The sequence below is a fragment of the Microbacterium hatanonis genome (assembly GCF_008017415.1).
Classification (GTDB): domain Bacteria; phylum Actinomycetota; class Actinomycetes; order Actinomycetales; family Microbacteriaceae; genus Microbacterium; species Microbacterium hatanonis.
Genome location: NZ_VRSV01000001.1, coordinates 419,739 through 439,950, shown reverse-complemented (window position 1 = coordinate 439,950; position 20,212 = coordinate 419,739). Strand labels below are relative to the sequence as shown.

At 70.2% G+C, this 20,212-nt stretch carries 24 protein-coding genes and 1 tRNA gene; 10 read left to right on the top strand and 15 right to left on the bottom strand.

All coding sequences use genetic code 11. The annotated features are described in order from the left end of the window. Positions 1-82 precede the first annotated feature (82 nt). The 4 genes from FVP77_RS02140 to FVP77_RS02125 form a co-directional block, all read right to left on the bottom strand. The gene (locus FVP77_RS02140) at positions 83-283 is read right to left on the bottom strand and encodes a cold-shock protein (RefSeq protein WP_116647655.1); all 201 of its coding nucleotides are present in this window, start codon (positions 281-283) and stop codon (positions 83-85) included. Between the two features lie 136 nt (positions 284-419). Beyond that, positions 420-1,013 carry a LytR C-terminal domain-containing protein gene (locus tag FVP77_RS02135; RefSeq protein ID WP_147893039.1) on the bottom strand — a complete coding sequence of 198 codons (594 nt, stop codon included), beginning with the start codon at positions 1,011-1,013 and terminating at the stop codon, positions 420-422. A gap of 35 nt (positions 1,014-1,048) precedes the next feature. Further along, entirely contained in the window at positions 1,049-1,303 is a 255-nt protein-coding gene (locus FVP77_RS02130) for a DUF3263 domain-containing protein (RefSeq protein ID WP_121150086.1), read from the bottom strand. 9 nt (positions 1,304-1,312) lie between these two features. Beyond that, complete coding sequence (locus FVP77_RS02125; protein WP_246133939.1) at positions 1,313-2,314, bottom strand: DUF2332 family protein; 1,002 nt, start codon at positions 2,312-2,314, stop codon at positions 1,313-1,315. 74 nt (positions 2,315-2,388) lie between these two features. On the opposite strand from FVP77_RS02125, the gene msrB reads away from it, so the two are divergent. From msrB to FVP77_RS02110, 3 genes are all read left to right on the top strand, one after another. Next, positions 2,389-2,796, top strand: coding sequence for a peptide-methionine (R)-S-oxide reductase MsrB (gene msrB / locus FVP77_RS02120; protein WP_121150084.1), 408 nt, complete (start codon positions 2,389-2,391; stop codon positions 2,794-2,796). Further along, positions 2,793-3,356, top strand: a complete 564-nt coding sequence (locus FVP77_RS02115; protein ID WP_147893037.1) for a nitroreductase family protein — start codon at positions 2,793-2,795, stop codon at positions 3,354-3,356. The genes msrB and FVP77_RS02115 overlap by 4 nt, the downstream gene beginning before the upstream one ends. Positions 3,357-3,444: 88 nt before the next feature. Next, positions 3,445-4,404 carry a hypothetical protein gene (locus FVP77_RS02110; protein WP_147893036.1) on the top strand — a complete coding sequence of 320 codons (960 nt, stop codon included), beginning with the start codon at positions 3,445-3,447 and terminating at the stop codon, positions 4,402-4,404. Between the two features lie 36 nt (positions 4,405-4,440). Here FVP77_RS02110 and FVP77_RS02105 read toward each other — a convergent pair whose 3' ends face one another. After that, positions 4,441-4,806 (bottom strand): hypothetical protein, encoded by a 366-nt coding sequence (locus FVP77_RS02105; protein WP_147893035.1) that lies wholly within the window; start codon positions 4,804-4,806, stop codon positions 4,441-4,443. A gap of 3 nt (positions 4,807-4,809) precedes the next feature. Beyond that, on the bottom strand, positions 4,810-5,166 hold the full coding sequence (locus tag FVP77_RS02100) for a DUF7882 family protein (protein WP_147893034.1): 357 nt from the start codon (positions 5,164-5,166) through the stop codon (positions 4,810-4,812). Between the two features lie 148 nt (positions 5,167-5,314). Here FVP77_RS02100 and FVP77_RS02095 point away from each other — a divergent pair, with 148 nt between their 5' ends. Continuing rightward, complete coding sequence (locus FVP77_RS02095) at positions 5,315-6,271, top strand: zinc-binding metallopeptidase family protein (RefSeq protein ID WP_147893033.1); 957 nt, start codon at positions 5,315-5,317, stop codon at positions 6,269-6,271. A gap of 192 nt (positions 6,272-6,463) precedes the next feature. Here the strand turns inward: FVP77_RS02095 and FVP77_RS02090 are convergent. Both FVP77_RS02090 and FVP77_RS02085 read right to left on the bottom strand, forming a co-directional pair. After that, positions 6,464-6,536 (bottom strand) — tRNA-Thr (locus tag FVP77_RS02090). 33 nt (positions 6,537-6,569) lie between these two features. Continuing rightward, positions 6,570-7,583, bottom strand: a complete 1,014-nt coding sequence (locus tag FVP77_RS02085; RefSeq protein WP_147893032.1) for a DsbA family protein — start codon at positions 7,581-7,583, stop codon at positions 6,570-6,572. Positions 7,584-7,836: 253 nt separating this feature from the next. Here FVP77_RS02085 and FVP77_RS02080 point away from each other — a divergent pair, with 253 nt between their 5' ends. Both FVP77_RS02080 and FVP77_RS02075 read left to right on the top strand, forming a co-directional pair. Continuing rightward, positions 7,837-8,940 carry an ABC transporter ATP-binding protein gene (locus tag FVP77_RS02080; protein ID WP_147893031.1) on the top strand — a complete coding sequence of 368 codons (1,104 nt, stop codon included), beginning with the start codon at positions 7,837-7,839 and terminating at the stop codon, positions 8,938-8,940. 104 nt (positions 8,941-9,044) lie between these two features. Further along, the gene (locus tag FVP77_RS02075) at positions 9,045-10,349 is read left to right on the top strand and encodes a DUF4032 domain-containing protein (RefSeq protein ID WP_147893030.1); all 1,305 of its coding nucleotides are present in this window, start codon (positions 9,045-9,047) and stop codon (positions 10,347-10,349) included. Between the two features lie 29 nt (positions 10,350-10,378). Here FVP77_RS02075 and FVP77_RS02070 read toward each other — a convergent pair whose 3' ends face one another. The 3 genes from FVP77_RS02070 to cysS form a co-directional block, all read right to left on the bottom strand. Further along, complete coding sequence (locus FVP77_RS02070) at positions 10,379-11,020, bottom strand: NAD(P)-dependent oxidoreductase (RefSeq protein WP_147893029.1); 642 nt, start codon at positions 11,018-11,020, stop codon at positions 10,379-10,381. A 67-nt stretch (positions 11,021-11,087) separates the two neighbouring features. Further along, positions 11,088-12,095, bottom strand: coding sequence for a 23S rRNA (guanosine(2251)-2'-O)-methyltransferase RlmB (gene rlmB / locus FVP77_RS02065; protein ID WP_147893028.1), 1,008 nt, complete (start codon positions 12,093-12,095; stop codon positions 11,088-11,090). Continuing rightward, positions 12,088-13,527: a cysteine--tRNA ligase gene (gene cysS, locus FVP77_RS02060; RefSeq protein ID WP_147893027.1), complete on the bottom strand. Its 1,440-nt coding sequence runs from the start codon at positions 13,525-13,527 to the stop codon at positions 12,088-12,090. The genes rlmB and cysS overlap by 8 nt, the downstream gene beginning before the upstream one ends. Positions 13,528-13,590: 63 nt before the next feature. On the opposite strand from cysS, the gene FVP77_RS02055 reads away from it, so the two are divergent. Together FVP77_RS02055 and FVP77_RS02050 are read left to right on the top strand one after the other, a co-directional pair. Beyond that, entirely contained in the window at positions 13,591-14,511 is a 921-nt protein-coding gene (locus FVP77_RS02055; protein ID WP_147893026.1) for a DMT family transporter, read from the top strand. Positions 14,512-14,545: 34 nt separating this feature from the next. Continuing rightward, the gene (locus FVP77_RS02050) at positions 14,546-15,010 is read left to right on the top strand and encodes a GNAT family N-acetyltransferase (protein WP_147893025.1); all 465 of its coding nucleotides are present in this window, start codon (positions 14,546-14,548) and stop codon (positions 15,008-15,010) included. 15 nt (positions 15,011-15,025) lie between these two features. On the opposite strand, the gene ispD is transcribed toward FVP77_RS02050, so the two are convergent. Beyond that, positions 15,026-16,225, bottom strand: a complete 1,200-nt coding sequence (ispD, locus tag FVP77_RS02045) for a 2-C-methyl-D-erythritol 4-phosphate cytidylyltransferase (protein WP_147893024.1) — start codon at positions 16,223-16,225, stop codon at positions 15,026-15,028. A gap of 19 nt (positions 16,226-16,244) precedes the next feature. Beyond that, entirely contained in the window at positions 16,245-16,727 is a 483-nt protein-coding gene (locus FVP77_RS02040; RefSeq protein ID WP_147893023.1) for a CarD family transcriptional regulator, read from the bottom strand. Between the two features lie 132 nt (positions 16,728-16,859). Here FVP77_RS02040 and FVP77_RS02035 point away from each other — a divergent pair, with 132 nt between their 5' ends. Then, a complete protein-coding gene (locus tag FVP77_RS02035) occupies positions 16,860-17,366 on the top strand; it encodes a DNA modification methylase (RefSeq protein ID WP_246133938.1) in 507 nt (168 codons plus the stop codon). A gap of 55 nt (positions 17,367-17,421) precedes the next feature. Here FVP77_RS02035 and FVP77_RS02030 read toward each other — a convergent pair whose 3' ends face one another. Continuing rightward, on the bottom strand, positions 17,422-18,105 hold the full coding sequence (locus FVP77_RS02030; RefSeq protein ID WP_147893022.1) for a response regulator transcription factor: 684 nt from the start codon (positions 18,103-18,105) through the stop codon (positions 17,422-17,424). Beyond that, entirely contained in the window at positions 18,102-19,319 is a 1,218-nt protein-coding gene (locus FVP77_RS02025; protein WP_147893021.1) for a sensor histidine kinase, read from the bottom strand. The genes FVP77_RS02030 and FVP77_RS02025 overlap by 4 nt, the downstream gene beginning before the upstream one ends. 170 nt (positions 19,320-19,489) lie before the next feature. Between FVP77_RS02025 and phoU the strand changes: the two genes are divergently transcribed. Then, positions 19,490-20,161: a phosphate signaling complex protein PhoU gene (phoU, locus tag FVP77_RS02020; RefSeq protein WP_147893020.1), complete on the top strand. Its 672-nt coding sequence runs from the start codon at positions 19,490-19,492 to the stop codon at positions 20,159-20,161. The last annotated feature ends 51 nt before the right edge of the window (positions 20,162-20,212 follow it).

Genomic DNA, 20,212 nt, shown 5'->3' with positions numbered 1-20,212 from the left:
GCTGCGGGGAGGGTCCCCGACGCAAAGAGAAACGCCGCAGCATCCGAGACGGGATGCTGCGGCGAAGACGTGGGGTGACGGGTCAGACCACGCGCACCGATTCGGCCTGGGGGCCCTTCTGTCCGGCGCCCACCGTGAACTCGACCGCCTGGCCCTCCTCGAGGACGCGGAAGCCGGTCATGTCGATGTTCGAGTAATGGACGAAGACGTCCTGGCCATCACCCGCGGTGATGAAGCCGAAGCCTTTTTCGGCGTTGAACCATTTGACGGTGCCCTGGGTCATGCGACTCTCCTGATGCTGTGCGACGAGCCCCATGTTAGGCACGGCCCGCCCGGCCGATCACCGTCCGGAGGCATACTGTGACACGCGTGCATCCAAGTGTTTACGCGCCGGAAACACAGGCCCCGCGAACCGGGCGTCAGGAGGCGGGAGTCGCTCCCGTGACCCGGTCGGTTCCGATCACGACCACCAAGCGCACCGCCTGCGTCTCGTCGGCCTCGGTGGCGGGATTGTCCTCGACCGGATAGGCGTCGTACTGCGAGCTCTGCGCGACCTGCGCACCGCCGATCACATCGGCCACCCCCAGCGCCGCCGCCTCGTCGTCGGTCTGCGAGTAGTAGACGGTGGTCGTCTCGAACGACCCGCCCGCGTCACCCGGCAGCACCGATTCGGCGTTCCAGCCCGCGGTGACCAGGACATCCTTGGTCTGGGTGGCGAGCCCCTGCTGCCCGGACGCGTTGAGCACGATCACCGTGGAGGTGGTGTCGACGACGGGAGCCACCTCGGGAAGGGGTGCCGCCGTCGGAGCGGTCGTCGGGAACAGCGCGATGCGCCCGGAGACCACCAGCGAGCCGAAGATCCCGGCCGCGACGAGCACGATGGTCGCGACCACGGCCCACAGCAGGATCACGCCGCCGCGCAGGCGGGGGTTCTCGGAACGGTGCGCTCCGACACGGCCGGTCTCGTCTGCGAGGTCGTCGAAGCGGTCTCGCGGATACGTCGGGTTCGGCACCCGACGATGCTACCCGCCAGCGCCCAGCAGACCCGTCAGCGTGACGCCGTGCGCGTCACCCGGGCGGCGCGCGCCGCCTCCCGCGCCTCGCGGAGTCGGCGAAGGCGTCGCACGAGCATCGGATCGTGCTCGAGCGCGTCAGCCGTATCGATCAGTCGTCCGAGCAGCTGGTAGTAGCGCGCCGGCGGCATGCCCAGGTCGGCGCGGATCGCCTCTTCCTTCGAACCGTCGTGCCGGCGCCATTCGGCCTCGAAGGCGAGCAGGGCGCGGTCGCGGTCGGAGAGGGGCACCCCCTCACGCTAGCTCCGTGTCGCGGAGTTTCCGCGCAGCCACTCCACGCTCGCGCCGAGCGGATCGACCGAGGCCACGATCTCGCCGTCGAGACCGAGAGCGAACCTGCCCGGCCACGGCTCGGGTACGGCCGTCCATCCGTCGTGCAGTCCCGGTTCATCGATCGTGACCCACCGTCCGGCTGCGCGCGCGGCGGTGATCATCGCCGCGCGGTCGCGACGGGGAACGTGCGCGAGCACGCCCGGGGTCGTGACGACCAGAGTGGCGTCGCGGGGGGCGAGAGCGGCGATCTCCGCGAGGAGGCCGGATGCGTCGCCCGCGGCCATCAGCGCAGGCTCGGCCGCGGCGATGTCGAGCGCAGCGGTGATCCGCTCCGCGCGGCCGGTCTCCCCCGGCCACGCGAGCCCCGTGATCCAGCGGCGGTCGTCGGGATCGCGCGCGTCTCGCGGGTGCAGGTCGATCCCCGCCCGCCAGACGATCTCGGGCATGCGCAACGGGGGCGTCCCGACGAGGGCGCTCTCGAGCACGACGGCGCTGACGCCCGCGGCGGGGTCGAGCGCCACGATCCCGTCGTCGGTCGCGTAGCGGTATGAGTATCGATCGGGATAGAGGCAGAGACCGGCGCTCGCCCCCACCTCCAGCAGAGCGATCGGGCCGTCGACGAGCGAGAGCGCCGGCAGCAGCGCCGCGCAGCGCAGCGGCTCGTTGGTCTGGATGCTGCGCGCCGAGCACTCGGCGACGACGACGGCGGCGTGCGCGGCGAGCCACCTCGCCCACGCGCGGTAGTCGCTCTCGGGCGCCCCGAGCAGACGTGTCACGGCGAACACCAGAGGAGGTTGACGATGGGTCTCGGGGATCCGCGCGAGCACCTCCCGCACTTCGGCGTCGGAGGCGACCCCCGCCGCCCAGTCGGCGTACAGGGCGGAGCGACCCGGCGCCTCGACCTCGGCGAATCGGCGGTACCTCGCGCCGATCGCGACGTCGAGGGCGGTCGCAGCATCCTGATCCACTCCCCCATCTTCGCGGCAACGCCGGGCCCGCACCGCGCGGCATCGGGTTGAATAGACGTGGAAAGGATCCGCAGATGACATACGCCGTCAGCAAGACCGACGAGGAGTGGCGCGCAGAGCTCGGCGCCGACCAGTACGCCGTGCTCCGTCAGGCCGCCACCGAGCGCGCCTGGACGGGCGAACTGCTCGACGAGAAGCGCGCCGGACTCTACGCCTGCGCCGCGTGCGGAGCCGAACTCTTCCAGAGCGGCACGAAGTTCGACTCGAACTGCGGTTGGCCGAGCTTCTACGAATCGGTGCGTCCTGAGGCGGTCGAGCTCATTGCCGACAACACGCTGGGGATGGTGCGCACCGAGGTGCGCTGTGCGAACTGCGGCTCGCACCTCGGCCACGTGTTCCCCGACGGATACGGCACGCCCACCGGCGACCGCTACTGCATGAATTCGCTCGCGCTGGAGTTCACGCCCGGCGACGACGCATGAGCGCGACACTCGAGGCCGTCCGTTCTCGTCGATCGTGGTCGAAGGTCACCGACGTGGCACCGACGCGCGCCGAGCTGGAGGCTCTCGTCTCGGCGGCGGGGCGTGTCGCCGACCATTCGTCCCTCCGGCCGTGGCGCATCATCGAGCTGCGCGGCGACGACCGCGAGGTCTTGGGCCGGGCGATGAACAAGGCCACCGGGCACAAGGGCGTCTCGTCCAAGCCGATGCGCGCACCGCTGCTGCTGGCCGTGGTCGCCAGCTACCGCAAGAGCAAGGTGCCCCGCTGGGAGCAGGAGGCCGTCGCCTCCGGCGTCGCCCACGTGCTGAGCCTCCTGCTCGACGACGCCGGCTGGGGCGTGTTCTGGCGCACCGGCGACTACACCCGCAGCAAGGCGGTCGCGAAGGCGCACGGCCTGGAGAAGAACGAGGAGCTGCTGGGCTGGCTGTACGTCGGCGGCAAGCCTCCCGTGAAACGCGAGGCGCGCCGCAAGGTCGTCGACGCCACCCGCCACCTCTCGCGAATGCCCGTCCGTAAGAAGGGTCGCGGGGAAGACTCCTAGCGGCGAGATCACGCCGACGACCTGCGACCACGCGCGGTAGCATCCCGAGAGGGGCCACCGCTCCGGGATGAGGTCGATGATGACGCCGATGTTGTGGAGTGCCGTGGTCGCCGGCGCACTGATGGTGGCGGTGGCGGCTCCCGCACCGTCGGCAGCGACCGAGCTGAGCGTGAGCACGTCGGAGACGGTGTTCGTCCAGGACCTGTTCGCCGATGACGCCGCCGGAGACATCGAAGTGCGCGGCTGCGACGAGGATCAGCCGGTGGAGTTGCGCTTCGCCTACGATCGCGGCGAGATCGACGACCTCGCGCTGGGTGTGACCTCGCGCGACGGTGTCGCCCGGCTCTCCGCGTCGTCGGTGTCGCCCTGGCTGCGGTTCTCCGGTGCTCCTGCGGGCGGCACCGTGACGGTCTTCGCCTCGTGCGCCGGACCGGTGTCGGAGGCCTCGCTGGAGATCCGCTCCGCGGTGCTCGAGCTCCAGGTGGCCGGGGACACCACGGTGACGTCACTGAGGTCGGGGGTCGTTCCCCCTCCGGCCGTCGTCGGATTCTGTCGCGAAGAGATCGTCTTCAGCGCGGTGTACGCCGCGCCGGTCTCGGCCGACCCCGACGGCCCCGTCGTGACCACTCCCATATTCACGGCGACTGTGGCCACCGACGAAACCGGACAGGCGAGCATCCCGTGGGCAGAAGCCGTCGCGGTCTGGCTCCGCGAGGAGGCCCCCGAAGGCGATGAGGGCTCGGTGGTGCTGACGGCGCAGTGCGCCTCGCCGACGAACGTCACCTCCTTCATCGTCCCGCCGCGCGCGCTCACCGACCCCGAGCCGTCGCCGCCCGACTCCACGGCCGTCCCCACGCCGGCACCGGCGGTCGAGGCGGGCCCTTCGACCGACCCCGCTCGGCTCGCCGAATCGGGCGGCGTCGTCGACACCGCGCCCGTGTGGATGGCAACGGCACTGCTGAGTGCGGGCATCGTCACGCTGCTCGGCTTCCCTCGCGCATCTCGGCGTGGTTCAGCCGTGAGCGTGCTCCGCACCCCGGAGCGCTGACCCGTCGGCGCAGGGCGCCTCGCTCGGGTCACGCGCTCACGACGTGCGGAACCCGTCGAATTCGATGTCCCAGTGGGCGTCGGAGACGTGCTGGTCTCCGGCCTGCGTCTCGTCGGCGCTGTCGGCCCGGCGAGGGAAGCTGCGGTGAGCTCGCAGGCGAACCGCGGCGTCGGAGAAGTCGGGCGCCTCGCCGTCCCAGTCGGTCGGCGCCGACAGCACGTCGTTGCCCACCCCGATGACGAGCTCGGCTTCGCTGTGCTCTCCGGTGTCTTCGATCACGATCGGGATCCGGACCGCTTCGGCCTGGCCGTCGTTCGCGACGGCGGCGGTCAGTGTGACGAGGGCCTGGGCCACGTCATCGGTGGTGAGGACGGTTTCTCCGGCATAGGTGATGCAGCGCATCCCTCAAGCGTGGACGAGGCCGTCCGCTCCCGACCCGCCGTTGCGCCGACCGGCTCCATGCACTAACCCGACGAAACCTCTGAGGTCCAACCCGTTGGGGCTGTATGCCTCGTCGAGCATCTTGTCGAGCACCTCGCGGTCGATCTTGTCGAGGCGTGCCGCGTACACCTGGATCACGAGCGGCACCGACGGCGCGATCCACAGGCTGCGGTAGCCCCCGGTTCCTTCGAGCCCCACGGAGAGCATGAACGATTCGGACCGTCGGAGCTTGGTGGCCACCACGATGCGCAGCGGCAACAGGATCTCGTCGGGGATGTCGTAGCTGGACTTCGCGTCGTTGTTGTATGTCAGTCGTCCCACGGGACGGATGCTACGACCGACCTCCGACATCGCTGCACGACGACGATCTCACCGCCCGCCCATATCATCCGCGGCGGCCCGGACGAAGTCGGCCGGTGGCGCCGTCGAATCGGTCTAGCGTCGTCGACGGAGAGGACGGTGCGGGCGGATGAAGCGCTTTCGATGCGAGGTGTGCGGTCACGAGGTGTTCTTCGACTCCACCAGCTGCGTGCGGTGCGGGACGCACCTCGGTTATCTGTGGGAGGACGACCGCGTAGCGTCCCTGGGGCTGTCATCACGGTGGTCGCGGTGCGCCAATGCGGGGCGAGCCGGCTGCACCTGGCTCGTGTCGCGCGACGCGGATCTCTGCGAGAGCTGCGCCCTCACGCGCACCCGTCCCGCCGACGACGACCTCGAGGGCCTGTCGCTCTTCCCCGTGGCCGAGGAGTCGAAGCGGCACCTGCTGCGCGACCTCGCGCGGCTGGACTTCCCGGTGGTGGGAAAGGCCGCCGACGAGGAGGGTGGGCTCGCGTTCGACCTCCTCTCGAGCGTGGACGCCGATGTGACGATCGGACACGCCGACGGGATCGTCACGATCGACCTCGCGGAGGGCGACGACAGTTATCGGGAGAAGGTGCGGCGCCGGCTCGCAGAGCCGTACCGCACGATGCTCGGCCACTTCCGTCACGAGACCGGCCACTACTTCGAATGGCACCTGGTCGAGTCCACGCCCCGCATCGACGAGGCCAGAGACCTCTTCGGCGACGAACGCGCCGACTACCAGGAGGCCATCGATCGTCACTACGCCGACGGTTCTCCCGACGACTGGCAGGACCGCTTCATCAGCGAGTACGCGACCATGCATCCGTACGAGGATTTCGCCGAGACATGGGCGCACTACCTGCACATCCACGACACCCTCGAGACCGCGGTCGAATTCGACCTCATCTCGCCGATCGATCCCGACATGGCGTTCGACACCCTGGTCACGGAGGTGTGGTCGCCCTTCGCCACATCCATGAACGTCGTCAACCGCTCCCTCGGGCAGCGCGACCTGTACCCCTTCGTCCTCCCCCGCCGGGTCGTGGAGAAGCTGGTCTTCGTCGATTCCCTGCGCCGGCGCTAGAGCGCACAGCGAGCTGGGGGCGGATCTGACAACGTGCGGGTCGACGCCCGAATCTCGGTGCCGGCTACAGGACGTGAACCTGCAACCCCCGTATGACAACGTGCGGGTCGACGCCCGAATCTCGGTGCCGGCTACAGGACTTGAACCTGCAACCCCCGTATGACAACGTGCGGGTCGACGCCCGAATCTCGGTGCCGGCTACAGGACTTGAACCTGCAACCCCCGTATTACAAGTACGGTGCGCTACCAATTGCGCCAAGCCGGCGGAGCGCCCAGTCTATCGGCGCACGAACGAGCCCTACGGAGCGGCGGTGGCCGTCTCGGTGGGAGCCGCGGTCTCCGCCGGAGCAGCGGTCTCGGCCGCGGTCGGGGTGGGGGTGGGGGTGGTCGTCGGCGTCGCCGTGCGGAAGTAGGCATCGCTCGCGACGGCGAAGACGAACTGCTGGAATTCCTTCGGGTCGCTCAGCTTGCCCACGTAGGGAGTGCCGTTGACGAGCACCTTGGGCGTGCTGTCGAGGGTGAGCCCGTCGGTGTCGGGCAGCCCCTTGAGAGCGCGATCGGTCGCCGCCTTCGCCCAGGCCGCGAACTCCTCGTTCTCGATACACGAGCGCACGGTCGTGGGGTCGGTGACGCTCGAGCCCTGTGCGAGGTCGGCGAGCTCCGAATCTGTCAGCCCGTCGGTGTCGATCTCGGGCTGGGCGCGCAGCAGCTCGTTGTTGAAGTCGAAGAACCGCTCGGGCGAGTGCGTGGCGACGCAGGCAGCCGCACTCGCAGCACGCAGTGAGTACTTCGTGCCGTTCGACTTGGCGGTGAGCATCGCGACCGGGTAGTAGGTGAGCGACGCGGTGTCGCTGCTCACCCATTGCGAGAGCTGAGACCGGTTGGCGAGCTGGAACTCGCGCGCGCCGGAGGAGAGATAGTCGACGTACACGCGGATGTCGACCACCGGGGTCGCCGTCGGTGTCGCGGACGGCGCGGCTTCGCCCTGGACCGCAGCATCCGTCTGCTCCGGCACCGGGGTGGCGTCTTCGATGGAGCCGTCGGTGCCGCCCACGGCGGTGATGTCGGCGACCGTGAATCCGTCATGCGACGCGTTCGCGGGCTGGGCCTGCGGGGTGGATGCTGTGGAGTCGAGCGCCCACGCGACGCCGAAGGCCGCACCGCCGACGACGATGAGCGCACCCGCACCGATCAGCACGCCGCGCAGGATGCGCAGGCGCGACTGCTTCGTCTGAACCTGCTGCGCTTTCTCACGGACGGCCTCTCGGCGGTCGCGCTTCGCGGGCACGTTCGGGGACTCGTCGTTGGACATGAAACCTTCTGGAAAAGACGTGCGCCGGGCTCGGATCCCAGCGTGCCGCAGGAGAACGCGGTCGAATGACGATGCTAGCCAGGCAGGCTGGGAAAAGCCCAGACGCACGGCCGATCCGACCCCCGAACCGGGCGGGCCCGCGTCATGACATAATGACCCTGCGCCCGAAGCCGTGCGCACGGGGCCATCCGCCCCGCTCATTCCATCACTACGGATCGTCCGGCACGTACCTGCCGGTGAAGGAGAAGAGAACATGGCGTCCGTCACGTTTGACAACGCAACCCGTCTGTACCCCGGTGGCACGCGCCCCGCGGTCGACAAGCTCAACCTCGAGGTGAGCGATGGCGAGTTCCTCGTCCTCGTCGGCCCCTCCGGTTGCGGAAAGTCCACGTCCCTGCGCATGCTCGCCGGCCTCGAAGAGGTCAACGACGGCCGCATCCTCATCGGTGACCGCGACGTCACCGACGTGCCCCCGAAAGACCGCGACATCGCGATGGTCTTCCAGAACTACGCGCTGTACCCGCACATGACGGTCGCCGAGAACATGGGCTTCGCGCTCAAGATCGCCGGCGTCGGCAAGGACGAGCGCGCCACCCGCGTGCTCGAGGCCGCCAAGCTCCTCGACCTCGAGGAGTACCTGACCCGTAAGCCGAAGGCCCTCTCGGGTGGTCAGCGTCAGCGTGTCGCGATGGGCCGCGCCATCGTGCGTCAGCCCCAGGTCTTCCTCATGGACGAGCCGCTGTCGAACCTCGACGCCAAGCTCCGCGTGCAGACCCGCACCCAGATCGCGTCGCTGCAGCGTCGCCTCGGCGTCACCACGGTCTACGTCACCCACGACCAGACCGAGGCGCTCACCATGGGCGACCGCATCGCGGTGCTCAAGGACGGCATCCTCCAGCAGGTCGGCACCCCGCGCGACCTGTACGAGAAGCCGAACAACGTGTTCGTCGCCGGCTTCATCGGCTCGCCCGCGATGAACCTGTTCTCGGCCGACCTCGCCGACGGCGGCGTCCGCTTCGGCACCGAGGTCGTGCCGCTCGACCGCGACACCGTCGGCCGCGCCAACGGCAGCCAGGTCACCGTGGGTGTGCGTCCCGAGGACATCGTCGTCGGCCCCGCCGACGGCAAGGGCCTCTCGGTCGTCGTCGACCTCGTCGAGGAGCTCGGCGCAGACGGCTACCTCTACGGCCACACCGAGATCAACGGCAAGCGCGCCGACCTCGTCGCGCGCGTCGACGGCCGCAGCCACCCGAACGCGGGCGAGACGGTCACCCTGGCCGCCAGCGCCGGCCACGTCCACGCGTTCGACGCCGAGTCGGGCGAGCGCCTGAACGACAAGGCCATCGCCTCGGCGTAAGCCAGGACGAACAGCGTCAGAAGCACCGTCGCGGCGCGTCCGTCGGTCCTCGAGTCCATCGAAGGGTCCGACGGACGCGCCGCGTCTTTGTGAAGGAAGGTCTCGTGTCCGACTCCCTCAGCATCACCGCCAGCTCCGTCGACCCGGGGCTGCTCGCCCTCCCCTGGTCGACACCGCTGGCCGAATGGCCCAGCAGCAACATCGTCTTCCTGCCGAAGGGTCTCTCGCGTCACCTCGTGCGGTTCGCGAACCTGTCGGGCCGCGTGGTCGCGATCAAGGAGACCACCGAGGAGATGGCGCGCCGCGAGTACGACATGCTCGGCAACCTCACCCGTCTCGACGCTCCGTGCGTGGATCGCGTCGCCGTGATCGCGGGCCGGACCGGCGCCGACGGCGAGCCCCTCCCCGCGGCGCTCGTCACCGCGCACCTGCGGTTCTCGCTTCCCTACCGCGCGCTGTTCACCCAGGTGCTGCGGCCCGATACCGCCACCCGACTGGTCGACGCCCTCGCGGTGCTCCTGGTGCGTCTGCACAACGTCGGGTTCTTCTGGGGCGACGTCTCGCTCTCGAACACCCTCTTCCGCCGCGACGCGGGCGCCTTCGCCGCGTATCTCGTCGACGCCGAGACCGGCGAGCTCCACGAGGGCGGCCTGACGCGGGGGCAGCGCGAGCACGACCTCGACGTTGCCCGCACGAACATCGCCGGCGAGATCATGGACCTCGAGGCGGGCGGCCGCCTGGAGGGCGGCATCGACGCGGTGCAGATCGCCGACGGCATCATGTCGTCGTACTGGTCGCTGTGGGCGGCTCTCACCGACCAGGAGACCTTCACCGTCGATGAGTCATGGCGCATCACCGAGCGGGTGCAGCGGCTCAACGCGCTGGGATTCGACATCGGCGAGATGTCGATGCAGACGACCTCCGACGGCACGCGCGTGGCGATCGAACCGAAGGTCGTCGACGCCGGGCACCACCAGAGGCGCCTCATCCGGCTGACGGGCCTCGACGTCGAGGAGAACCAGGCCCGACGGCTGCTGAACGACCTCGACGAGTTCCGGGCGCGCATCTCGCGCCTCGGCGCCGACGAGGAGATGGTCGCGCACGAGTGGCTGACCCGCGTGTTCGAGCCGATCGTCATGGCGATCCCGTTCGACCTGCGTGCCAAGCTCGAGCCGGCCGAGGTGTTCCACCAGGTGCTGGAGCACCGCTGGTACATGTCGCAGGCCCGCGGGCGTGCCGTGCCCCTGGCGGAGGTGCTCACCTCCTACATCGACGACGTGCTGCGCCACCGTCGCGACGAGGCCACGCTGATGGGCCCGTCGACCGAGACGCTGACGATCCCGGTCGTGACGGGCAGCATCCCGACCCCCGACCCCGCCGATGACATCGACTGGCGCGACCTGGTCTGACGCGTCGCCCTGACCGCGTCAGGTGTGCGTCAGTAGCCGACGGTGAAGCGGCCGCGCGGATGCTTCGGCGACTCGATCTCGTCGAGCACGGCGACGCCCAGGTCGGGCCCGGAGATGAACGATTCGCCCTCGGCGTCGGTCACGAGCACGTCACCGCCGTCGCGGTACGAGCCCGTGCGCTCCCCCGGCGCCCACGCGCCGAAACCGCCGGCGGGGTGCACGTAGAACCAGTCGCGCGAGGCGGGCGTCTGCTCGAGGTCTTCGAGGATCTCGATGGCCTCCCGCGCTTCGGGCTTGTACTCCTCGGCGAAGCCGTCGGTGTCGATGAGTCGCGGTCCGCCCTCGGCGACGAGGCTCCCGCCCGCACCGCCGACGACGCCGATGCGCACGGTTTCGGGCAGGCCCGCGACGAGCTCGGCGACGGCCGGACGCACCTTTCCGAGCATGTCGTCGCGACCCGGCACGGTCGACACGACCACGTCGACCCCCTGCAGCTCGGCGACGAGGCTCGGCACGTCGAGCAGCGTTCCCTCGATGTAGGTCGCGCCCTCTACGCGCTCGTTGGGCACGGTGCGAGCGACCGAGACCACCGTGTGACCACGGCGGACGGCCTCCGTGACGATGTGGCTGCCGGCGTAGCCGGTTCCTCCGATGACGGCGATACGAGCCATGACGTTCCCTTCGATCGGTGTGCGGATCATCGAGCGGGCCGCGGCGGGAGGAGCCCCGCCGACGGCGTCACTCGCGGACGGAGCGGAGAGTGGCGACCTGGTAGAGGGCGACGGATGCCGCGATCCCGGCGTTCAGCGATTCGGTGGCCGTCGAGATCGGGATGGAGACGATCTGATCGCAGGTCTCGGTCACCAGGCGCGACAGACCCTTGCCCTCGGAACCCACCACGATGACGACGGGACGGTCGGCCAGGTCGAGCGCCGGCAGCGACACGTCGCCGTCGCCGTCGAGACCGAGTACGAAAACGCCCTGCTTCTTCAGGTCTTTGAGTGTGGCGGTCAGGTTCGGCGCCAGGGCGACGGGGATGCGGGCGGCCGCTCCGGCGCTCGTCTTCCAGGCGGCCGAGTTGACCCCGGCGGAGCGGCGCTGGGGAATGATGAGGCCCTGCCCGCCGAAGGCGGCGGTGGAACGGATGATGGCACCGAGGTTGCGCGGATCGGTGACCCCGTCGAGAGCGACCAGCAGCGGGAGCTCTCCCCTGTCGATGATCTCCTCAAGCAGATCCTGCGGGTGTGCGTACTCGTACGGCGGCACCTTGAGCGCCACGCCCTGGTGCACGCCGTCGAATCCGGCCATGCGGTCGAGTTCGGGACGGGTGACCTCGAGCACGGGGATCTGCCGGTTCGTCGCGATCGACAGCATCTCCTTCACGCGGTCGTCCATCTCCACACGCTGCGCGATGTAGAACGCCGACGCGGGGATCTTGGCCCGCAACGCCTCGAGCACCGAGTTGCGACCGGTGACCGTTTCGGTGTCGTCGTCCTGCTTCGGCCGGCCGCCGCGGCTGGCGTTGCCGCCGGTGGCACGCACGGCGGGGCGGCCGCCCTTGCCGCCGCCGGCCGCGGCGAGGCGCTCCTGGGCGGCCTTGCGCTTCCCGGCGGGGTGCCACGCGCGCTCCTCGGCCTTGGGGGTGGGTCCACGCCCCTCGAGAGCACGCTTGTTCTTGCCGCCCGTGCCTTTGGTCGGGCCCTTCTTCTTGCCACGCCCGGCGGACGGGTTTCCGAAATTAGCCACGGTTCACGCTCCAATGGGTCCCGTCGGGACCGTCTTCGAGGACGATGCCGGCCGCCGCGATCGCATCGCGGATGCGGTCGGCCGTCGCCCAGTCCTTGCTCGCGCGCGCATCGGCGCGTTGGTTGATCATGGTGAGCACGAGGGCGTCCAGGGCGTCGGCATCGGCGCCACCGCCGTCGTGGGACCATCGGGGGTCGAGGGGGTCGATGCCGAGAACGCCGGTCATCACGGCCACCGCGGCGAAGGCGGTAGCGACCGCGTCGCGGTCTCCGGCGTCGAGGGCGAGGTTGCCCTCGCGCACGGTCTCGTGGATGACGGCGAGCGCCTGCGGCACGCCGAGGTCGTCGTCGAGGGCGGCGGCGAACCGCTCGGGCACCGCAGCATCCATCGTCCGTCCGCCCTCATCGGGGGCGAGCAGACGCACCGCGCGCTCCTCGAAGGTGCGGATGCGCTCGAGAGCGGCCTCGGCTTCGTCGAACGCGCGATCGGAGATGTCGAGACTCGAGCGGTAGTGCGCCGCGCCGAGCGCGTAGCGCACGACGAGGGGGTCGCGCACGGAGAGCACGTCGTCGGCGAGCACGAAGTTGCCGATCGACTTCGACATCTTCTGGCCGTCGACGGTGACGAGGCCGTTGTGCACCCAGTACCGGGCGAACGCGTCTCCTGCCGCCGTCGACTGGGCGAGCTCGTTCTCGTGATGCGGGAATCGCAGATCGAGTCCGCCGCCGTGGATGTCGAACTCCGCGCCGAGGTAGCGGCGCGACATCGCGGAGCACTCGATGTGCCACCCCGGGCGGCCGGGGCCCCACGGGGAGTCCCAGATCGCGCTGGCGGGCTCTCCCGCCTTGGCGCCCTTCCACAGGGCGAAGTCGCGAGGGTCTCGCTTGCCACGGGGGTCGGCATCGGCGGCCGGTTCCATCGCGTCCAGCGACTGGTGGGTCAGCGAGCCGTAGTCGCCCCACGACCGCACGTCGAAGTAGACGTCGCCTGCGGCATCCGCGCCCTCGGTCGCCGAGCCCGTCGACGCGTAGGCGTGCCCCGCGTCGATCAGCCGCGCGATGAGCTCCTGCATCTGCGGGATCGACGCCGTGGCGCGCGGCTCGTAGGTCGGCGGGAGGATGCCGATCGCGGCGTAGGCGCGGGAGAAGGCGAGCTCCATGCGGTAGGCGAGCGCCCACCAGGGCTCGACGGCGGTCGCGTTGGCGAGCACCTTGTCGTCGATGTCGGTGACGTTGCGCACGAACGTGACACGACCGAAGCGGTGCGCGAGCCAGCGGCGCAGGATGTCGAATGCGAGGGCCGCGCGCACGTGTCCGATGTGCGGGCCCGACTGCACGGTCGGGCCACAGACGTAGATCGAGACGTTCCCGGGGTCGAGAGGGACGAAGTCGCGCAGGCCCTGCGCTTTCGTGTCGTACAGCCGGAGAGTCACCGCTCCAGCCTACCCGGGGCCCTCGTGGCGCAACGGGCGCCCGGGAGCCGATAGAACTGGAGCATGCTCGCCCTGATCGCCGTGGTCGCCGCCGCCGTTCTCTTCGGTACGACGGGCACGTCCCAAGCACTCGGCCCCGCCGACACGACGCCTCTCGCGGTGGGCGCGATGCGGCTCGCGATCGGCGGCACGGCGCTGGCGGCGATCGGGCTGTCTCTCGGGGCACGGTCGCGCCGTCGTGCCGCGGCGCCGCCGCGCCTCGCACCGCGCGCGTCCGCGCTGATGGCGGTCACCGGCCTGTGCTTGGCCGTCTATCAGCCGCTGTTCTTCCTCGGCACCGAGCGCAACGGCGTCGCCGTGGGCACCGTGGTGGCGCTCGGCTCGGCGCCCGTCATCGCCGGACTGATCGAGTGGGCCCTCACGAGGCGCCGCCCCTCCGTCGCGTGGGTGGCCGCGACCGCACTCGCCCTCGTCGGCGTCGTGCTGCTGGGCATCGGCGGCGCCGACGGCGCCGCGGGGGCCGACCCGCTCGGTTTCGTCGGCTCGGTCGGAGCCGGCGCCTCGTTCGCCGTGTTCGCCAACGCGCAGCGTCGACTCATGGACGGCGGATGGGACCCCTTCACCGTCGCCGGTGCGATGGGCGCGACATCGGCGGTCGTGGCGTTCGCGGCGCTGCCGTTCGTCGACCTGTCGTGGCTCGGTGCGCCCGGCGGGCTCGCCATGTCGCTCTGGCTCGGGCTCGCCACGATCGCCGTCGCGTACACGCTCTTCACCTGGGGGCTCGGTCGCCTCACCGCCTCGGTGGCGGCGACCCTCACGCTCGCCGAGCCCCTGACCGCGGGAGTGCTCGGGGTCGCGGTGCTCGGCGAGCGCCTCTCCCCGCTGGCCGTCGGCGGGCTCGCCGTGCTGGGAGGGGGGCTGGTGCTGCTGGCCGTCGGCTCACGGCCGCGCCGCGACCCGAAGCCGTTCGCCGTCGAGGGGTGACGTCCCACAGCTCCCCGTCGGCCAGGATGGTGCGATGACCGACTGGCACATCCGCGTCGACGACCTCACGGGAGAACCCACCCGTGCCCTGATCGCCCTTCACCTCTCCGGGATGCATGCCACCTCGCCACCCGAGAGCACGCACGCGCTCGACGTGGAGGCCCTCCAGCATCCCGACATCACGTTCTGGTCGGCCTGGGACGACGACCGCATCGCCGGGATCATCGCGCTCAAACGGCTCGACGACGAGCGCGGCGAGCTGAAGTCGATGCGCGTGGCCGACCCCTTCCTCGGCCGGGGAGTCGGACGGATGCTGCTGCGCCACGTCATCGACGAGGCACGCGCCGCAGGGTTCACGAGCCTGTGGCTGGAGACGGGAACGCCCGACGACTTCCTCCCCGCGCAGCGCCTGTACGAGAGCGAGGGGTTCGTGCGATGCGCGCCGTTCGCGCCCTACGTCGACGACCCGTTCTCGGCGTTCTTCACGCGCGCGCTCTGACGCGGCGTCGCGGCATCACGCCGGGAGCAGGAGTGCGACGGCGGTGACGGAGACTCCCTCGCCGCGGCCGGTGAAGCCGAGCCCGTCGGTCGTCGTCGCGCTGACCGAGACGGAAGCCCCGCCGAGCGCGGCCGAGAGCGCGGCTTCCGCCTCGGCCCGGCGCGGTGCGAAGCGCGGGCGGTTCGCCTGCATCTGCACCGAGACGTTGCCGATGCGCCATCCGGCCTCGCCGACCAGCGCCAACGTGCGCGAGAGGAAGGCGTCGGCATGCGCGCCGACGTATTCGGGTCGGTCGGTGCCGAAGTGCGTGCCGATGTCGCCGAGGCCTGCCGCCCCGAGAAGGGCGTCGACGATCGCGTGAGCGACGGCATCGCCGTCGGAGTGCCCCGAGAGCGCCGGTTCGCCCGGCCACTCCACCCCCGCGAGCCACAGCGCACCCTCGCCCCCGAAACCGTGCACGTCGGTCCCGAGGCCGACGCGCGGAGCCGCCTGCGGCTCATCGAGCACCGTCTGCACCCTCGGCACCGGGGCGACGAGATGGCGGGCCCGATCGAGGTCGGCGGGCGTCGTGATCTTGAACGCCAACGGATCGCCGTCGACGATCGCGATCGGGTGGCCGGCGGCCGCCACGAGAGCGGCGTCGTCGGTGTGCTCGTGGTCGGCGAGGCGGTAGGCCGTGTCGAGGATGTCGCGACGGAATCCCTGCGGCGTCTGGGCGGCGACGAGATCGGCCCGATCGACCGCTTCTCGCACGCGCGGTCCGGCGACGCGCTTCACGGTGTCGATCACGGGGAGCGCGGGGAGGACGGCGGGGAGGCCGTCGTGGAGCGCATCGAGCACCCGGGCGAACAGCTCGGCCGGGGCGAGCGCCCGCGCGGCGTCGTGGACGAGGACGTACTCGACGTCGGGCCAGAGCGCCCGCAGGCCGGCGGAGACCGATTCCTGCCGCGTGGAGCCGCCGGCGACCACGGTGACGAGGTCGCGGCGGTCACCGGCAGCGGCCAATGCGTCGGTCAGGGCATCACCCTGATGGGTCGCGGGCGCGACCACCACGACCTGCGCCGGCTCGGCGCGGAACACGCCCGCGAGCGCGTGGCGGAGGATGGACGATTCGTCGATCCCCACCATCGCCTTCGGACCGCCGGCACCCAGGCGGGTACCCGACCCGGCGGCGACGACGATGATGGCGACGTGGGGAACCGGCAGCATGCTCACGCCGCCACGCTATCGGCCTCTAGGAGGCGAGGACCTCATCGAGGACGAGACCGGCTCGCTCCTCATCGGTCTTCTCGGCCAGAGCGAGCTCCGACACGAGGATCTGGCGGGCCTTCGCCAGCATCCGCTTCTCGCCCGCGGACAGGCCGCGGTCCTGGTCGCGGCGCCAGAGGTCGCGCACGACCTCGCTGACCTTGATCACGTCACCGGAAGCCAGCTTCTCGAGGTTCGCCTTGTACCGGCGCGACCAGTTGGTCGGCTCCTCGGTGAAGGGGGCGCGGAGCACGTCGAACACGCGGTCGAGGCCCTCTTTGCCGATGACGTCGCGGACGCCGACGAGGTCGACGTTCTCCGCGGGCACCTCGATGATCAGGTCTCCCTGGGTGACGTTGAGCTTCAGGTATTTCTTGGACTCGCCACGAACGATCCGGTCCTTGACCTCAATGATCGTGGCCGCCCCGTGGTGGGGGTAAACGACCGTCTCGCCAACCTCAAAAAGCATGGAGTTATGTCCTTTCGGCAACGTCCAGGATACCACAGGCGGGTTTGCGCTAAGGTTCTCCACCCTGGAGGCAGGAACGACGCGGAACACGCGGTCCCGCGGGCGGTCGAGCGACCACGTAGACTGCATGGGATGCCGTCTGCTCCGCTGGGAGGAACCGTGAAATCCCGCCTCATCGCGTCCGTCGCCCTGAGTGCCGCCGTCCTCCTGGGAACGAGCGGCTGCGCCCTCGTCTCCACCCAGGCGACGCAGCTGCCCTACTCCCCCGGTGACGGGGTGAACATCCCCGACTCCGGGCCGCTGAAGGTGCGCAACGTCGTCATCATCAGCGACGCCGAGGGCGAGGCGGCCAACATGATCGCCGCGATCGTCAACGAGAGCGACGAACCGCAGACCCTGAACCTCGAGCTCGGCGAAGGATCGACCGCCCAGACGGCGACGGTCCGCGTCGGCGCTCGCGAGACGGTGAGCCTCGGCGACTCCGCCGAGAACGAGCCGCCGCTCGCACTCGACGCGATCGACGGCGTCCCGGGTTCGACGATCCCGGTCTACTTCCAGTCGGGCGACTCAGAGGGCGTGCTCTACCAGGTGCCCGTGCTCGACGGCGAACTCGACTACTACGGCGACTTCCAGCCCTGAGGCCGGATCACGCCGTGAGAGCCGCGCTCACCCCGAGGGGTGAGCGCGGCTTCTGTCATCCCTCGAAGCGGTAGCCGAGACCTCGCACTGTGACGAGCATGTTCGGGTCGCTCGGGTTCTGCTCGATGCGCGATCGGATGCGCTTGATGTGCACGTCGAGCGTCTTGGTGTCGCCGAAGTAGTCGGTGCCCCAGACGCGGTCGATGAGCTGGCCACGTGTGAGAACACGACCGGCGTTGCGCATGAGCACCTCGAGGAGCTCGAACTCCTTCAGCGGCATGCTGATCTCGTTGTTCTCGACCGACACGGTGTGCCGGTCGATGTCGAGGGTCACCCGTCCGCCGGTGAGCACGCGGTCGTCGAGGTCGGATTCCACCTGCGAGTAGCGCCGGAGCACCGCCCGCATGCGCGCGAGGAGCTCCCGGGCCGAGTAGGGCTTGGTGACGTAGTCGTCGGCGCCGAGCTCGAGCCCCACCACGATGTCGACCTCGGAGTCCTTGGCGGTGAGCATGATGATCGGCACCGTGGTGCTGAGCCGGAGCTGGCGGCACACCTCCGTGCCGGGCATCCCGGGGAGCATGAGGTCGAGCAGCACGATGTCGGCGCCGCGGTCGCGGAACGCCGACAGCGCGATCGCGCCGTCTTCGGCGATCTCGACCTCGTATCCCTCCCGACGCAGCAGGTAGGCGAGCGGGTCGGCGAGATCGGGCTCGTCCTCCACGATAAGCACGCGGGTCATGCGGTTTCCCCCTTCACGGGTGTGGAACGGCTCGGTGCGCCCGCTTTACGCGGCTTGCGACGAGCTTTGGTGCGCGGTGCCCGGTCTTCGGGCACGTCGGCCAGTGGCAGGCGGATGGTGAACGTCGATCCTCGACCGGGGCGCGACCAGAGCCGTACCTCGCCGCCATGGCGCTGCACGGCGTGCTTGACGATCGACAGGCCGAGGCCGGTACCGCCCGTCCGCCGCGATCGGGCCTGATCGGCGCGGTAGAACCGTTCGAACACCCGGTTCTGGTCGCTCTCGTGGATGCCGATGCCCCGGTCGGTGACGGCGATCTCGACCACCTCGTCGACCGACTTCACACCGACTCCGACGCTCGACCCCTGGGGCGAGTAGGCGATCGCGTTCGCGATGAGGTTGCCGACGGCCTCGCTGAGCACCTGCGCCTCGCCGCGGACGTAGAGGCCGCGGGTGCCGCCGCGGACGATGGACACCTGCGCGGAGTCCGCCTGCAGCGTGTGGGCATCGACGGCGGAGGCGACGACCTCGTCGATCGAGACGTCTCGCACCTCCGTCAGCTCGGCCGACGCCTGCAGCCGCGAGAGGCTCATGATGCGGGAGGTGAGGGCGCCCAGCCGCGACGCCTCGGCGCTCAGCCGCGCGGTGAAGATGCGCACCTGGTCGGGGTCGTCGGCGGCCATCTCGATCGCCTCGGCGAGCAGGCTCACCGCACCGACGGGGGTCTTCAATTCGTGGCTGGTGTTGGCGACGAAGTCGCGGCGCATCTCCTCGACGCGCTCGCGCTCGGTGATGTCGCGGATGAGCACCAGTGTGAGCCGTGGCGAGATGGCCGTCGCCCGCGCCGCGACCAGTCGCGGCTCGGACGGTGCGGACCCGCGCTGCAGACGCAGGTTCTCGGTCGCCGGCGCGCCCGAGTCGCGCGACAGACGCGCGAGCGTGCGCACCTCGTCGCTCGGGATGACCTCGCCGACGCGCAGGCCGAACACCTCGGCGGGCGCGGAGGCGGCCAGCACGGTCGACGACGCATCAGTCACGATCGCGGCGTCGTCCATCGCGGCGAGGATCGCCGACACGCCCGAAGGCACATCGTCGGAGGTGCGGGCGATGGCGCGATCGCGCAGCCGGAAGGCGTAGAAGATCAGCCCGCTCACACCACCGCCGATCACCGCTCCCAGAAGGAGGGCGAGCAGCGTGAGCTGCGTCTGATCCATAGGCCAAGAGTAAACGGCACGAGACGTCAACCCCCGCCCAGCCCCCGTCGTACCCCGTTCGCACCGGATACTGTTCACTCGTAAGGCACCGCTCGTTAACCTCGGCTGGGGAAAATCGCCAGGGTCAGCGGGATGCACCGGCGTGCCTGCGAATCAGGAAGGTTGCCGCAATGCGTGAAGTATTCCATCAGTCCCTCGAGGACGTGCAAGCGCGACTCGTCGAGATCGCCGAACTCGTCTCGGTCGCGATCGAGAAGGCCACCCAGTCGTTCTCCACGAGCGACGTCACCCTCGCCGAAGCGGTCATCGAGGCCGACGCGATCATCGACGAGAAGGCTGCGGCCCTCGACGAACTCGCCATCGAGATCCTCGCCCGCCAGCAGCCCGTCGCCCGCGATCTGCGCATCGTCGTCACTGCGCTGCGCGTGAGCGCGTCGCTCGAGCGCATGGGCGACCTCGCCGAGCACATCGCTCAGCTGTCGCGGTCGCGCTTCCCCGAGCGCGCGATCCCCAAGGGCCTCAAGTCGACGTTCACCCGCATGGGCGAGCTCGACGTGACGGTCGCGAAGAAGCTCACGGAGCTGCTGCGCACCGAAGACCTCGCGATCGCGGAGGAGATCCGCAACGACGACGACGCCATCGACGAGCTGCACCTCAGCGTGTTCGAGAAGGTGCTCGGCGAAGGCTGGACGGGTGAAGCCACCGCGACGGTCGACGCGACCCTCGCCAGCCGCTACCACGAGCGCTTCGGCGACCACGCGGTCTCCGTCGCCAAGCGGGTCGTCTACCTCGCCACCGGCGACTGGGCCGGGGCCGACGACTCCGTGACGCTCCCCGCGTAAGCACGCGGAACGACGAAGAGCGGATGCTTCGCAGCATCCGCTCTTCGTCGT